Raw genomic sequence first — 13,679 nt, 5'->3', positions numbered from 1 at the left:
TCGTGGCGGAGGCGCCCGACGGGCGGACGGCGGTGGACGCCGCGCTCCGGCACCGTCCGGACGTGGCGCTCGTCGACCTGGAGATGCCCGGCCTGGACGGCATGGCCGTCACCGCCGAGCTGGCGAGGGCGCTGCCCGGCTGCGCCGTCGTGATCCTCACCGGCCGCGGGCGGCCGCCGCACCTGCGCCGCGCCCTCACCGCCGGGGCGCGCGGGTTCGTCCCGAAGGGCGCGTCCGGGTACACCCTCGCCGACGTGATCAGGCAGGTCCACGCGGGCGACCGCTACGTCGACCCGAGGATGGCGGCCGACGCGCTGACCGCGCCCGACTGCCCGCTGAGCGCGCGCGAGCTGGAGGTGCTGCGGCTCGCCGCGTTCGACCTGCCGGTGCGCGACATCGCGCGGCGCGCGGGCCTCGCCGCCGGGACCGTCCGCAACTACCTGTCGGCGGCGCAGGCCAAGCTCGGGACGCGCGACCGCGCCGAGACGATCGAGACCGCCGACCGGCACGGCTGGCTGTGACACATCCGCGGGCTGTGACACATCCGCGGGCGGCGGCGCTGAGGGAGATACCGGCGGTGACTTCCCCAGCCGTCGCCGAGGGGTCACCCCCGCGCCTTGGGAGCGGCGCCCGGGGTGACCGGCCCCGCCCACCCGCGCGACCGTCCCCAGGCGAGAGGGCGGGGCCGCCCGGGGGGCCGGGGCCGCCCCGGCGAACGCGGGGTCGCGCGAAAGGCTCGGAAAGACGAACGTCCAGGCCGACCCTCGCGGATCGGCCTGGACGTTCGCGTCGCCCCGGGCGGGACGTGCGGACTAGCGCAGCTCGAAGCGGTCCAGGTTCATGACCTTGTCCCAGGCCGCGACGAAGTCGCGCACGAACTTCTCCTTGGCGTCGTCGCTGCCGTAGACCTCGGCGACGGCGCGCAGCTCGGAGTTCGAGCCGAAGAGGAGGTCGACGCGGCTGCCCGTCCAGCGGACCTGGCCGCTCGCGTCGCGGCCCTCGTACGTGCCGTCCTCGGCCGGGGACCACGTGGTGCCCATGTCGAGCAGGTTGACGAAGAAGTCGTTCGTGAGCGTCCCCGGACGGTCGGTGAGGACGCCGAGCGACGACCCGCCGTGGTTCGCGCCGAGCGCCCGGAGGCCGCCGACCAGCACCGTCATCTCGGGCGCGCTCAGCGTGAGCAGGTTCGCCCGGTCGATGAGCAGGTTCTCGGCGGGCAGCCGCTGGCCCTTGCCGAGGTAGTTGCGGAACCCGTCCGACCCCGGCTCCATGTGCGAGAACGACTCGACGTCGGTGTCCTCCTGCGAGGCGTCGGTGCGCCCCGGCGTGAACGGGACCTCGATGTCGTGGCCCGCCGCCTTCGCGGCCCGCTCGACCGCGGCGACCCCGCCGAGGACGATCAGGTCGGCGAGCGACACCCGCTTGCCGCCGGTCTGCGCGGCGTTGAACGACTCCTGGACGCCCTCCAGCGCCCGCAGCACGAGCGCCAGCTCGTCCGGCTCGTGCACCTCCCAGCTGTTCTGCGGCTCCAGCCGGATCCGGGCGCCGTTCGCGCCGCCGCGCTTGTCGGTGCCGCGGAACGTCGCCGCCGCCGACCACGCCACCGACACGAGCTGCGCGATCGTCGGCCCGGACTCCAGGATCCGCCGCTTGAGGTCGGCGATGTCGGCGGCGTCGACCAGCTCGTGGTCGACGGCCGGGACGGGGTCCTGCCACACCAGCACCTCGGACGGGACCTCCGGGCCGAGGTAGCGGGCGATCGGCCCCATGTCGCGGTGGGTCAGCTTGAACCACGCGCGGGCGAAGGCGTCCGCGAACTCGTCCGGGTTCTCCAGGAACCGGCGCGAGATCGGCTCGTAGATCGGGTCGAAGCGCAGCGACAGGTCGGTGGTGAGCATCGTCGGGTGGGTGCGCTTGGACGGGTCGTGCGCGTCCGGCACGAGGTCGGCGGCGGCGCCGTCCTTCGGCCGCCACTGGTGCGCGCCCGCCGGGCTCTTGAACAGCTCCCACTCGTACCCGAACAGGATCTCGAAGAAGCTGTTGTCCCAGGTGGTGGGGGTGTTCGTCCAGGTGCCCTCAAGGCCGCTGGTGATCGCGTCGGCGCCCTTGCCGGTGCCGTAGGTGCTCTTCCAGCCGAGGCCCTGCTGTTCGAGCGGGGCGGCCTCCGGCTCGGGGCCGACGTGGTCGGCCGGGCCCGCGCCGTGCGTCTTGCCGAACGTGTGGCCGCCCGCGATGAGCGCGACGGTCTCCTCGTCGTTCATCGCCATCCGGCCGAACGTCTCGCGGATGTCGCGGGCCGCCGCGATCGGGTCCGGGTTGCCGTTCGGGCCCTCCGGGTTGACGTAGATCAGGCCCATCTGGACCGCGCCGAGCGGGCTCTCCAGGTTGCGGTCGCCGGTGTAGCGCTCGTCGCCGAGCCAGGTCGTCTCGGGGCCCCAGAACACGTCCTCGTCGGCCTCCCAGGCGTCCTCGCGCCCGCCCGCGAAGCCGAACGTCGTGAAGCCCATCGACTCCAGCGCGACGTTTCCGGCGAGGATGAGGAGGTCGGCCCAGGAGATCTTCTGGCCGTACTTCTGCTTGACCGGCCAGAGGATCCGGCGGGCCTTGTCGAGGCTCGCGTTGTCCGGCCAGCTGTTCAGGGGCGCGAAGCGCTGCTGCCCGGACCCGGCGCCGCCGCGCCCGTCGCTGACCCGGTAGGTGCCCGCGCTGTGCCACGCCATCCGGATGATGAACGGGCCGTAGTTGCCGAAGTCGGCGGGCCACCAGTCCTGGGAGGTGGTGAGCGCGGTCGCGATGTCGCGCTTCACGGCGGGCAGGTCCAGGCTGAGGAACGCCGCCCGGTAGTCGAAGTCCGCGCCGAGCGGGTTCGTCACGGCGGTGTTCTTCGCGAGGATCTTGAGGTTGAGCCGGTCCGGCCACCAGCCGCGGTTGCCGCCGCCCTGGGTGGGATGCGGGGCTCGGGTGTGCACGACCGGGCAGCCGCCCTCGCCTTCCGCGTTCGTGTCGTAGGCGAATGTTTCCTTGTTCTCTGACATGTGTGGTTCCCTCCCAGGGCACTGCGGGGGTGGTGATTCAGGAACTCTCTAGGTTGCGGAGCACTCGGGGCACACGCCCCAGTAGATGACCTCGGCCTCGTCGATCGCGTAGCCGCTGTCGTCGGACGCGGTCAGGCACGGCGCCTCGCCGACGGCGCAGTCGGCGTCGGCGATGGAGCCGCAGGACCGGCAGACGACGTGGTGGTGGTTGTCCCCGACCCGCGACTCGTACCGGGCCACATGGCCGGACGGCTGGATGCGCCGGACCAGCCCCGCCGCCGTCAGCGCGTGCAGCGAGTCGTAGACGGCCTGGTGGGACACCTTCGGCAGGTCGTGCCGGACGGCGCCGATGATCGAGTCCGTGTCCGCGTGCGGGTGGGCGTGGACCGCTCTCAGTACCGCCACCCGCGGACGGGTCACCCGCAGAGCGGCCCCGCGCAGGAGCCGCTCGTACTCCGAGATCGTGGTCACGCACACAGGCTGGCCCATTTTCTTGAATCAGTCAAGATTGGCGCGTACCCGGCGCGGCACGGCGGGTACGGTGCAGTCATGCTTGCCGAACCGGCGCCCGCCCTCACGGATCTCGCGCTCGGCCTCGTCACCGTCGCGCTCGCGGCCCGGCTGGGGCGCACGGCCGCGCACCGGCACTGGCGCACGTCGTTCTGGTGGGCGGGGGCGGCGGCGCTCGCCGGGTTCGTCCACCACGGGTTCGTGAAGTACTCCCCCGCCCTGGACGGGCCGAGCTGGGCCGTGATCAGCGCGATGGTCGTCGTCGCGGTGTCCTACCTGCTGGCCGGGACGGTCGCCGAGGTGCTCGGACCCCGGCACGGCCGGACGTTCTGGCTGCTGCGCTCGATCGGGATCGGCGCCTACGCCGTCCTCGCGGTCACCGGGCACGCGGGCGTCACCGCGCTGCTGGCCTGCGAGAGCCTGACGATGGTCTGCATCCTCGCGCTGTGGGGGCGGGCCGCCGTCCGGCGCCATCCGATGGCCGGGCCGATGATCGCCGCGCTGGCCGCGAGCGGCGCCGCGGCGGCGGCGAAGGCGATCGACCCGGACGTCACCGGGCGCGTCGGCCTGGACCCGACGTCGGCCTACCACCTCGCCCAGATCGCCGGGATCGTGCTGCTCTACCTCGCGGTCAGCGCGCCGCGCGCGGCGGGGCGCGAGCCGCGTCCGGTGCCGGGCCTGCCGGGCGCGCCGTCCGCCCGCTGACGCCCGGCCTGGCGGGCGCCCCCTGCCGCACCCCTGTTGAGCTGGGTCGATCATGATTTTGTCGTAGTTTGCCTTCTTTTGGGGCTTTGCGTTAGCTTGTCCATCCCAAGGCGCTCTCCAAGCGCTCTTGCCCCCCGTGTCCCATCGGACACGCGAGCCCCACCGGCACGGCCCCGAGGCGGGCCGGCCGCGTCCGGGCCACAACTCAAAGCGCCGCTCTTTCGCACGCGGGACACCGGGTCCCGCGTAGGGGCCCCATCGCGCCCCGTGGATCGCAGCGGCATCGCCGAGTCCGCCTTCGCGCGGAGCCGGGGACCCACATCCTCGCACTGGGGTGAATCGGCCTGCCCCCAGGCCGTAGGGCGACTTCCACGTCCGAACCCGTCAGCTAACCCGGCAGGCGAATTGGAAGAAGGAGCCCCTTGAACGGCAAGCACGGCAAAAACCGTAACCCCCTGCACAATGTCCGTAACCTCCTGAACACCACCCCCCGCGTCGCGGGCGCCGTCGTCGGCCTCGCCGCCTTCGGCGTGATCGCGGGAACCACGCAGGCCGGGGTCTTCGACTCCGACTCCGCCCGGTCGGCCGCCGCGGTGGCGACCGTCCCCGGCGCGGCGGCGGGCGGCGGCGAGCACGGCCGCGCCTCCGCCGAAGGCCGCGAGGCCAAGAAGAAGGCGTCCGAATCCAAGGCGTCCGAGACCCGGACCACCGACTCCAAGTCCAGGCGGGACAGGGTCATCGAGCTGGCGAAGACGTGGCGTCCCGGCACCGATGATCGCGTCCGCTACAGCCAGACCAACACCTATCAGGGCTACCGCACGGACTGCTCGGGGTACGTCGCCATGACGCTCGGCCTCGCGAAGCCCGGCCCGAACACCGTCGGCCTCACGTCGTCGCGCTACACCGAGCGCATCTCGATGTCCGAGCTGAAGAAGGGCGACCTCGTGATGGACGCCCAGGGCACCAACACCACCCGTCACGTCGTCATCTTCGAGAAGTGGGCGAACGACGACCACACGTCCTACTGGGCGTACGAGCAGCGCGGCCGGTACGGCACCGACCACCGGACGCGCGACTACGGCCTGAACGCGGGCAGCGAGTACAAGGCGTACCGTCCGAAGAACCTCTGACGCGACCGCGCGCCTCGGAAGGGCCCGGCCGGGACGACCCCCGGCCGGGCCCTTTCCATGGCGGCTTCCATGGCGCAGCCGCCCCTCGGCTCGGCCAAGGGAAGGGCAAGATCCGGTCGGACGCCAGCGGTCGCCTTGCACCCGCGCGCGGCCCTCCTAGAGTCCGCTGACATGGGGAGACGCTGGAAGATCACGGCCGTGGCCGCGGGCACGGCCGCCGTGGCCGCATCCGCCGCCTGGCCCGCCGCGGCCACCGGAACGGCCACCGGGACGGCGCCGTCCGCGCCCGCCGCCCGGCACGGCTGGAGGCTGGTCGCTCAGGAGGGCTTCGACCGCCCGCCGCGCGTCGACGGGGCCCGGTGGCGCCTCGACCCGCAGGGGCCGCGCAGCCCGTGGCACGTGGACGCGTTCGACGACGACGGCGAGGCGTGGAAGAAGATCAGCGGGCCGCTGTTCGCGCGTCAGCTCGCGACGCTGAACGTGTTCCGCAAGCGCGTCGCGTTCGGCCGGAACGGCTGGCTGACCGCCGAGGTCGCGGCCGTCGACAAGGACCGCGACGGCCGTCCCGACTCGCGTCCCGGGCTGTCGACCAAGACCTTGCCGGACGGCCGCAAGGTCGGGCGGATCTCGGAGCCGAGCTGGGACGCGGGCGTCCTCATCCGCCCCACCCGGCCGCTCCCCCGCCATTACCGCGTGGAGATGACGCTGCGCGGCATCGACTTCGGCGGGAAGCGAAACGGCACGTTCGACTACAACGGCCGCCACAACGGCTACACGAAGGAGCCGTGCAAGACCCGCTACCCCTGGACGTTCCAAGGCGCGCTGCCCGGCAAGAAGCGCTGCGACTACCCGGACGTGACGCGCGAGAACGGCTTCTACTACCTGACGATCCTCGACTACGCGACCCCCGCGCCGCACGGCAACCCGGGCATCCATTTCCGCCGCAAGGTGATCATGGACGGCTACTACAGCGACGACGCGCGCTGGAAGAACGCGGGCACCTGCGACCCGAAGACCGGCCGGATCTACCGCACCTTCGACGGGACGTTCAACGGCGTCAACGCCCTTTTCCCGCGCGGCGACCTGTTCCGCGAGGCGGCGAACAACAACGTCAGCAACGAGTACTACATCAAGACCCGGTGCGGGAACGTCTCGATGGACAAGCCGTACGGGCCCGGCAACCGGTTCGAGGGACATCTCACCAGCGCGGAAATCCGGCCGGAACTGCTGCCGGAGGCCGCCTACCGGTTCGCCGTGGAACGCGACCGCACCGGGTACACGCTCGAAATGAGCGGGCCCTTCCGGCACATCGGGCAGGCGACGCTGCGCGTCCACCACGACTTCGTGGAGGACGGGCGTCCGATCTGGCACTACAACCAGACGCCGGAGGAGTACGACGGGCGGTTCGACCGGCGGCTCGTCCATCGGGGCCCCGCCGGGACGTACACCACCGAGCACGCCTGGCCGAAGGGCTCGGCCTATCCGGACTCGTTCATCATCGGCGACCCGCACCTTAACTATTACGAGGGCGAGGCATACGTCGACGACATCCGCCTCTACGTCCCCGCGAACGGCCGCTGACCCAGAAACGAAGAGACCCGCGCACGGCGGTGGCCGTGCGCGGGTCCTTTTCGGCGATGCGTCCGGATGAGGCGCGTCCGCTGCATCCGGTCAGCAGGTCAGATTGCCGCCGGGCTGGACGCCGAGGAGTTCGGTGAACCTCTTGTAGGCGTTCACCCTGCTCTGCACCTGGGACGGGTTTCCGCCGTTGCATTCCAGGCTGCCGTTGATGCTGCGGATCGTCTCACCGAATCCGCGCTGGTTGACCATCGCGTTGTGCGGGGTCATGGTGCCGGGGCCGTTCTGGGTCATCCAGTACCACAGCGCGGTCTTCCACGACACGGCCGCGTCCCGTTCGACCAGCCACGGGTTGTGCAGCAGGTCGATTCCGAGCGCGTCGCCCGCGGCCTTGTAGTTGAAGTTCCAGCTGAGCTGGATGGGCCCGCGGCCGTAGTAGGCCGCCTGCCCGGCGGGGCAGCCGTAGGGCTGGCTCGCGTCGCAGTAATGCGGGTAGTTGCCCGTGTTCTGCTCCACGATGTAGACCAGCCCGCCGGTCTCGTGGTTCACGTTCGCCAGGAACGCGGCCGCCTCCTGTTTCTTGACGGTGTCGCTCCCGGTGTTGGCGAACGCGGGATACGCGGCCATCGCCGCGGTGAGCCCCTGGTAGGTGTAGAACGAATTCCGGCTCGGGAACATCTGGTTGAACTGGGCTTCGCTCACCACGAAATCCGCGGAGTTTCCGGGGTCGCCGGGATCTCCGGGGTCGTCGGGGGGATCGGCGGGGCCGCAGGTTCCCTGGTCGGCCCACACGATCGTGCCGCCTCCCGGCTTCTCGTTCTGCGTCCACCATTTCGCCGACCAGTTGTGCCCGCCGTAGGACACCTTCGCGCCGCCGGTATAGACGCTGGACGCGTTCCAGGCGGCGGCGCAGTCCGCGGCGGAGGCGGACGCGGTCGGCAGGACGGCGGACGCGGTGCCCGCCGTGAGCAGCACGGCCCCGAGCAGGGGCAAGAATCGGCGCATTACTGGATGTTGACGTCGACGCAGGCGTAGAAGGCGTTGGCGGTGTCCGCGATGTTCCAGACGGCCAGCACCTTCTGCCGGCCGCTGAAGCCGCCGAGGTTGACCGAGTGGGTCACGGTGGCCGGGGGCTGGGTGTTCCCGCCGTCCACGGTGGCGACCTTCTGGCCGCCGACGAAGTACTCGTAGTTCGAGGTGCGGTGCCGGGCGGTGAACGTCCAGGTGAAGCTGACGGTCCGGCCGACGGTCGTGACCTTCCACGGCTTGCTGTCGTCGTTCAGCTCGGTGAACCGGCTGCCGCCGCTGCACGTCCGCTGGCCCTTCGGGCCCTCGACGCTCTGCGGCTCGTACTGGATCGCTCCGCACTGGACGATCTTCTGCGCGCACTGCGCCTGGCGGCTGAGCGGCGCCGAGACGTAGCCGTGCGCGAGGGCCGCCGTGGCGGGGAGGACGACGGCGACCAGCGGTGCGATTCCGACGCCGGCCGTGACGGCGGCGAGCTTGCGCGTTGATTTCTTCATGCGGGGGGTCCTTGCGTTCTGGGGTGGTCGATTTCCTCGCGTTCTCGCGGTGCGTGGCCGTGCGGGGGCGGTCGGGGTGGTTCGGGCCGGTCGGCCCGCGGCGTGGACGGTCCGGCTGCCGCCGGGACCGGGGAGCGCCGCGGCTCCAGGGGACGGCACGGCCGTGTCACCGGCGATGGAGGGGAGCGGGGCATGCGGACTCCATCTGATAGGAAACTTTCCTATCTGGTAGTTGAACGTTAACCCTAAGTCCGCGGCCCGGGCAAGGCTTGTGCACCGGCCGGCCGCCGAATGGCGGCCGGCGCGTCATATGACCACCGCAGGCCGGAAGCCGAACCGGTCCAAAACGTCCAACGAAATCGTCAACATCTTCTGGAGAATGGCGGAACGGTCGGCAACATCTGCGGTTCGGCGCCGTTGATCGGCGCCGTTGATCAGTGCAGCCTGCCGCCGCCCGTCGCCTCGTCGAAGATGAGCCAGGTGCGCGTCGAGCGGACGCCCTCGACCGCGTGGATCCGCGCGAGGACGACGTCCCGCAGCGTGCCGTTGTCGGGCGTGCGGACCAGTACGATCACATCGACGTCGCCCCCGACGAACGCCAGGTGCTGGATGTAGGGGACCTTGCGCAGCCGCTCGGTCACCTCGCGCCAGGAGTGCTGCTCGATGCTGATCAGGACGTACGCGGACGTGCCGAGCCCGGCCCGGACGGGGTCGACGCGGGCGGTGAACCCGGTGATCACGCCGTCCGCGACCATCCGCTCCACCCGCGCGTAGACGCTGGAGCGGGAGACGCTGACCCGCTCGGCGAGGCCGCGCATGGACAGCCGCCCGTCGGCCTCCAGCTCCCGCAGGATCGCGCGGTCGACGTCGTCCAGCGGCGCGGCCGAACGTCCGACCGGAGCGAGGCCGGACGGCGGCTCGAACGACAGTTGGTCCATCCTGACCCCTTGTTTCGACCAGATGTCCGCAAATCAGTGTAGCTATTGAGACTTATGGCAATCCTGATTCATATTCCTACCACCGTCTGGTTGAGGAGGGCAGGAGCCGATGAGGGGAGTACGGCGATGACGGACGTCCGGTTCGACGGCCGGGCGTCCGACGGCAAGGCGTCCGGCGGCAGGGCGTCCGACGGCAGGGCGTCCGACGGCGGCCCCGGGTCGCTGCTGCCCTCGGCGCGGCCCGTCCGGTTCCTCACCGACGCGGGCGCGGCGGCCCGGCCGCGGCCCCGCTACCCGGCGCCCGGCCCCGACCTGCTGCGCCGCGCCTACCGCGCGATGGTCGTCGGACGCCGCTTCGACGCGCAGGCCACGGCGCTGACCAAGCAGGGCAGGCTCGCGGTGTACCCGTCCAGCCACGGGCAGGAGGCGTGCCAGGTCGGCGCGGTGCTCGCCCTGGAGGACGGCGACTGGCTGTTCCCCACCTACCGCGAGTCGGTGGCGCTGGTGACGCGCGGCATCGACCCGGCGGAGGCCCTCTCTCTGCTGCGCGGGGACGCCCACTGCGGCTACGACCCGCACCGCCACCGGGTGGCGCCGCAGTGCACGCCGCTCGCGACGCAGACCGTCCACGCCGCCGGGCTCGCCTACGCCGAGCAGCGCAAGGGGACCGGGCGCGTCGCGCTCGCCTGCGTCGGCGACGGCGGGACGAGCGAGGGCGACTTCCACGAGGCCCTGAATTTCGCGGCGGTGTTCAAGGCGCCCGCCGTCTTCTTCGTGCAGAACAACGGGTACGCCATTTCCGTCCCGCTGGAGCGGCAGACCGCCGCGCCTTCCCTGGCGTACAAAGGCGTCGGGTACGGAATCCGTTCCGAAAGGGTGGACGGGAACGACCCGGTCGCCGTTCTCGCGGTGCTGGCCGCCGCCGTCGAGCACGCGCGCTCCGGCCACGGGCCGTTCCTCGTCGAGGCGCACACCTACCGGCTCGAATCGCACACGAACGCCGACGACGCGACCCGGTACCGCGCCGACTCCGAGCCCGCGGAATGGCGGCGCCGCGACCCGATCGCCCGGCTGGAGGCGTACCTGCGGCGGCGCGGGCACCTCACCGACGAGGACGTCGCGGCGGCCGCCGCCGAGGCCGAGGACGTCGCCGCCCGGACCCGCGCCGCGCTGAACGCCGACCCCCGCCCGGCGCCGCTGGACCTGTTCGAGCACGTCTACCGCACGCCGACCCCGCAGCTGGACGAGCAGCGCGCGTTCCTGCGGGACGAACTCGAAGCCGAGGAGGTGCCGTCGTGACGGGACCCGCCCCCGCGCCCGTGACCATGGCGCAGGCGATCAACGCGGCGCTCGGGGACGCGATCTCGGCGGACGAGCGCGTCCTCGTCTTCGGGGAGGACGTCGGCGCGCTCGGCGGCGTGTTCCGGGTGACCGACGGGCTCGCCGCGAAGTTCGGCGACGACCGGTGCTTCGACACCCCGCTCGCCGAGGCGGGCATCACCGGGTTCGCGGTCGGAATGGCGATGGGCGGGTTCCGTCCCGTCATCGAGATGCAGTTCGACGCGTTCGCCTATCCGGCGTTCGAGCAGATCGCGTCGCACGTCGCGAAGATGCGCAACCGGACGCGCGGCCGGGTCGAGCTGCCGATCGTCATCCGCATCCCCTACGGCGGCGGGATCGGCAGCGTCGAGCACCACTGCGATTCCAGCGAAGGCTATTACGCGCACACCCCGGGCTTGAAGGTCGTCACGCCCGCCACCGTGGACGACGCCTATTCCCTGCTGCGCGAGGCGATCGACGACCCCGACCCCGTCATCTTCATGGAGCCGAAGAAGCTGTACTGGTCGAAGAAGGACGTCGCGCTCCCCGCGCGCACCGCGCCGTTCGGGCGCTCGGAGGTGCGGCGCCCCGGCGCGGACGCGACGCTCGTCGCCTACGGGCCGTCCGTGCCGGTCGCGCTGGAGGCGGCGGAGGCGGCGGCCGCCGAGGGCTGGGACCTGGAGGTCGTCGATCTGCGGACGGTCGTCCCGTTCGACGACGGCGGCGTCGCGGCGTCCGTCCGCAGGACCGGGCGGTGCGTCGTGATCAGCGAGGCGGCCGGGTTCGCGGGCGTCGGCGCGGAGATCGCGGCGCGCGTCCAGGAGCGCTGCTTCCACAGCCTGGCCGCGCCCGTGCTGCGCGTGACCGGGTTCGACATCCCCTATCCCCCGCCGATGCTGGAGCGCCACCACCTGCCCGGCGTCGACCGGATCCTGGACGCGCTCGACCGGCTCCAGCGCGACGACGAGCCCGACACCCGCCACCTCGACCTGGACGGTGCCGCGTGACCGCGACCCTGGCCGAACAGGTCTTCCGGCTGCCCGACCTCGGCGAGGGGCTGACGGAGGCCGAGGTCGTCGAGTGGAAGGTCGCGGTCGGCGACGTCGTCACCGTCGACCAGGCGGTGGTCGAGGTGGAGACCGCGAAGGCCGCCGTCGAGGTGCCCGTCCCGATCGCGGGGACGGTCACCCGGCTGTACGGCGAGGCCGGGACGGTCGTCGGCGTCGGCGAACCGCTCATCGCCGTCGCCGTCGAGGGCTCGGCGGAGCCGCACTCCGAGGAGGCCGGCTCGGGGAACGTGCTGGTCGGCTACGGGACGGGCCCGTCCCGCCCCGCCGGACGCCGCCGCCGCGCCACCACCCGCCGGAACGACGTCCGGCCGTCCGCGGGGACCCCCGTACCGCGCGGGCGGCCGGACGCGCCCCGCGTCATCTCGCCGATGGTGCGGCGCCTCGCGCGCGAGCACGGCATCGACGTCGCCGCGGTGCCGCCGACCGGGCCGGGCGGCATCGTCCTCCGCCGCGACGTCGAGGCCGCCATCACCGCTGCCCAGCCGCCCGCACCGGCGGAAGCGCAGGACGGCGCGGTGCGCGTCCCGCTGAAGGGGCCGCTGCGCGCGGCGGCGGAGAAGCTGTCGCGCAGCCGCCGCGAGATCCCCGACGCGAGCACCTGGGTGGACGCCGACGCCACCCGGCTGGTGGAGCTCAAGGAGTCCATCAACAAGGCGGACCCGGACGCGCGGGTCGGCCTGCTCGCCCTCTTCGCCCGGATCTGCGTCGCCGGGCTGCGCCGGTTCCCCGAGCTCAACGCCTACGTGGACATGGAGCGCGAGGAGATCGTCCGGCTTCCGCACGTGCACCTCGGGTTCGCCGCGCAGACCGGGCGCGGGCTCGTCGTGCCCGTCGTCCGGGACGCCGACCGCCTCACCCTCGCCGAACTCTCCGGGAGGCTGCGCGAGCGGACGGAGGCGGCCCGCGACGGCCGCCTCGCCCCCGCCGACCTCACCGGCGGGACGTTCACCCTCAACAACTACGGTGTCTTCGGCGTGGACGGCGCCGACCCGATCATCAACCACCCCGAGGCCGCGATGCTCGGCGTCGGCCGGATCGTCGAGCGGCCGTGGGCGTTCGAGGGCGAGGTCCGGCTCCGCCGGGTCGTGCAGCTCACCTGCGCGTTCGACCACCGCGTCTGCGACGGGGCGGTCGCGGGCGGCTTCCTGCGCTTCGTCGCCGACTGCGTGGAGCGCCCGGAGGTCCTCGTCACGCACGCATAGCCGCGCGCCGGGTCAGTCCGCGGACGCGGCGGGCAGCCCGATCAGGTCGCAGAAGGCGCTGGACACCTGGCCGGCGTCGAACTCGTCCGGCTTGTACCACCAGTGCATCCAGCTCATCATCCCGAGGATGCCCTCGCTGACGACGCGGGTCGGGTGCCCGGCGGGCAGGACGCCCTCGTCCTGCGCCCGCCGCACGACCTCCTCGACCCGGACGACGAAGTCGCGCTCGTGCCCGCTGACCTCGCGGCCGACGTCCTTCGGCAGCGAGCGGAACTCCTTCCAGTACACGGCGAACGTGCGCTGGTTGATCGCGAGGGAGCGGACGAACGCGTCGATGACGCGGCGGAGCTGGGTCGCCGGGTCGGCGGGGACGGCGAGGGCCTCGTCCAGCGCGGCGGTGAAGTCGCGGTCGACCTGGCGCGCGATCTCCGACATCAGGACTTCCTTCGAGCCCACGTAGTGGTAGATCGTCGGCTGGCTCATCCCGGCCCGCTCGGCGATCTCCTTGGTGGTGCCCCGCTCGTAGCCGCGGACGAAGAAGACGTCGGCGGCGACGTCCAGGATCCGGCGGCGCTTCGCCTCCCAGTCTCCGCTGCGGCTGCCGGGCCTGCGTCCTGGCCGCCGGCGGTTGTCCGCGGGCGGCGCCGTGTTCTCCTGCGTCACGGCCC

13 protein-coding genes and 1 riboswitch are annotated in these 13,679 nt (G+C 72.3%); of the genes, 7 read left to right on the top strand and 6 right to left on the bottom strand.

The features are described 5' to 3' along the window. A partial coding sequence (locus ACH01S_RS37665) for a response regulator transcription factor (RefSeq protein WP_067903874.1) occupies positions 1-521 on the top strand: 521 nt, incomplete at its 5' end. A 291-nt stretch (positions 522-812) separates the two neighbouring features. On the opposite strand, the gene katG is transcribed toward ACH01S_RS37665, so the two are convergent. Together katG and ACH01S_RS37655 are read right to left on the bottom strand one after the other, a co-directional pair. Next, positions 813-3,035, bottom strand: a complete 2,223-nt coding sequence (gene katG, locus ACH01S_RS37660) for a catalase/peroxidase HPI (protein ID WP_067903871.1) — start codon at positions 3,033-3,035, stop codon at positions 813-815. A 48-nt stretch (positions 3,036-3,083) separates the two neighbouring features. Beyond that, on the bottom strand, positions 3,084-3,506 hold the full coding sequence (locus ACH01S_RS37655) for a Fur family transcriptional regulator (RefSeq protein ID WP_067903894.1): 423 nt from the start codon (positions 3,504-3,506) through the stop codon (positions 3,084-3,086). Positions 3,507-3,584: 78 nt separating this feature from the next. Between ACH01S_RS37655 and ACH01S_RS37650 the strand changes: the two genes are divergently transcribed. The 3 genes from ACH01S_RS37650 to ACH01S_RS37640 all read left to right on the top strand — a co-directional run bounded on the left by ACH01S_RS37650 (position 3,585) and on the right by ACH01S_RS37640 (position 6,961). Further along, a complete protein-coding gene (locus ACH01S_RS37650) occupies positions 3,585-4,250 on the top strand; it encodes a DUF6962 family protein (RefSeq protein ID WP_067903868.1) in 666 nt (221 codons plus the stop codon). Positions 4,251-4,524: 274 nt separating this feature from the next. After that, a riboswitch (cyclic di-AMP (ydaO/yuaA leader) is annotated at positions 4,525-4,667 on the top strand. Between the two features lie 5 nt (positions 4,668-4,672). Continuing rightward, complete coding sequence (locus tag ACH01S_RS37645) at positions 4,673-5,380, top strand: NlpC/P60 family protein (RefSeq protein WP_067903865.1); 708 nt, start codon at positions 4,673-4,675, stop codon at positions 5,378-5,380. A gap of 171 nt (positions 5,381-5,551) precedes the next feature. After that, positions 5,552-6,961: a hypothetical protein gene (locus ACH01S_RS37640; protein ID WP_067903862.1), complete on the top strand. Its 1,410-nt coding sequence runs from the start codon at positions 5,552-5,554 to the stop codon at positions 6,959-6,961. Between the two features lie 90 nt (positions 6,962-7,051). Here the strand turns inward: ACH01S_RS37640 and ACH01S_RS37635 are convergent, their stop codons facing one another. The 3 genes from ACH01S_RS37635 to ACH01S_RS37625 all read right to left on the bottom strand — a co-directional run bounded on the left by ACH01S_RS37635 (position 7,052) and on the right by ACH01S_RS37625 (position 9,419). Beyond that, a complete protein-coding gene (locus ACH01S_RS37635) occupies positions 7,052-7,963 on the bottom strand; it encodes a glycoside hydrolase family 19 protein (RefSeq protein ID WP_067903859.1) in 912 nt (303 codons plus the stop codon). Then, a complete protein-coding gene (locus tag ACH01S_RS37630; protein WP_067903856.1) occupies positions 7,963-8,481 on the bottom strand; it encodes a lytic polysaccharide monooxygenase auxiliary activity family 9 protein in 519 nt (172 codons plus the stop codon). Before ACH01S_RS37630 ends, ACH01S_RS37635 begins: the two co-directional genes overlap by 1 nt. A gap of 434 nt (positions 8,482-8,915) precedes the next feature. After that, on the bottom strand, positions 8,916-9,419 hold the full coding sequence (locus tag ACH01S_RS37625; protein ID WP_067903853.1) for an Lrp/AsnC family transcriptional regulator: 504 nt from the start codon (positions 9,417-9,419) through the stop codon (positions 8,916-8,918). Positions 9,420-9,545: 126 nt separating this feature from the next. Here ACH01S_RS37625 and pdhA point away from each other — a divergent pair, with 126 nt between their 5' ends. The 3 genes from pdhA to ACH01S_RS37610 are packed head-to-tail and all read left to right on the top strand — an operon-like array spanning position 9,546 to position 13,011. Next, complete coding sequence (pdhA, locus tag ACH01S_RS37620) at positions 9,546-10,718, top strand: pyruvate dehydrogenase (acetyl-transferring) E1 component subunit alpha (RefSeq protein WP_083981588.1); 1,173 nt, start codon at positions 9,546-9,548, stop codon at positions 10,716-10,718. Positions 10,719-10,744: 26 nt separating this feature from the next. Then, entirely contained in the window at positions 10,745-11,746 is a 1,002-nt protein-coding gene (locus ACH01S_RS37615) for an alpha-ketoacid dehydrogenase subunit beta (protein ID WP_067903888.1), read from the top strand. Beyond that, the gene (locus tag ACH01S_RS37610; RefSeq protein WP_067903850.1) at positions 11,743-13,011 is read left to right on the top strand and encodes a dihydrolipoamide acetyltransferase family protein; all 1,269 of its coding nucleotides are present in this window, start codon (positions 11,743-11,745) and stop codon (positions 13,009-13,011) included. The genes ACH01S_RS37615 and ACH01S_RS37610 overlap by 4 nt, the downstream gene beginning before the upstream one ends. A 12-nt stretch (positions 13,012-13,023) precedes the next feature. Here ACH01S_RS37610 and ACH01S_RS37605 read toward each other — a convergent pair whose 3' ends face one another. Next, positions 13,024-13,674 (bottom strand): TetR/AcrR family transcriptional regulator, encoded by a 651-nt coding sequence (locus ACH01S_RS37605; protein WP_067903847.1) that lies wholly within the window; start codon positions 13,672-13,674, stop codon positions 13,024-13,026. Positions 13,675-13,679: the final 5 nt, after the last annotated feature.

Origin of the sequence: Actinomadura chibensis NBRC 106107, assembly GCF_001552135.1 — a bacterium.
Classification (GTDB): domain Bacteria; phylum Actinomycetota; class Actinomycetes; order Streptosporangiales; family Streptosporangiaceae; genus Spirillospora; species Spirillospora chibensis.
Note: the sequence above shows the minus strand (reverse complement) of the source record. Positions and strands in the feature narration are given on the sequence as shown.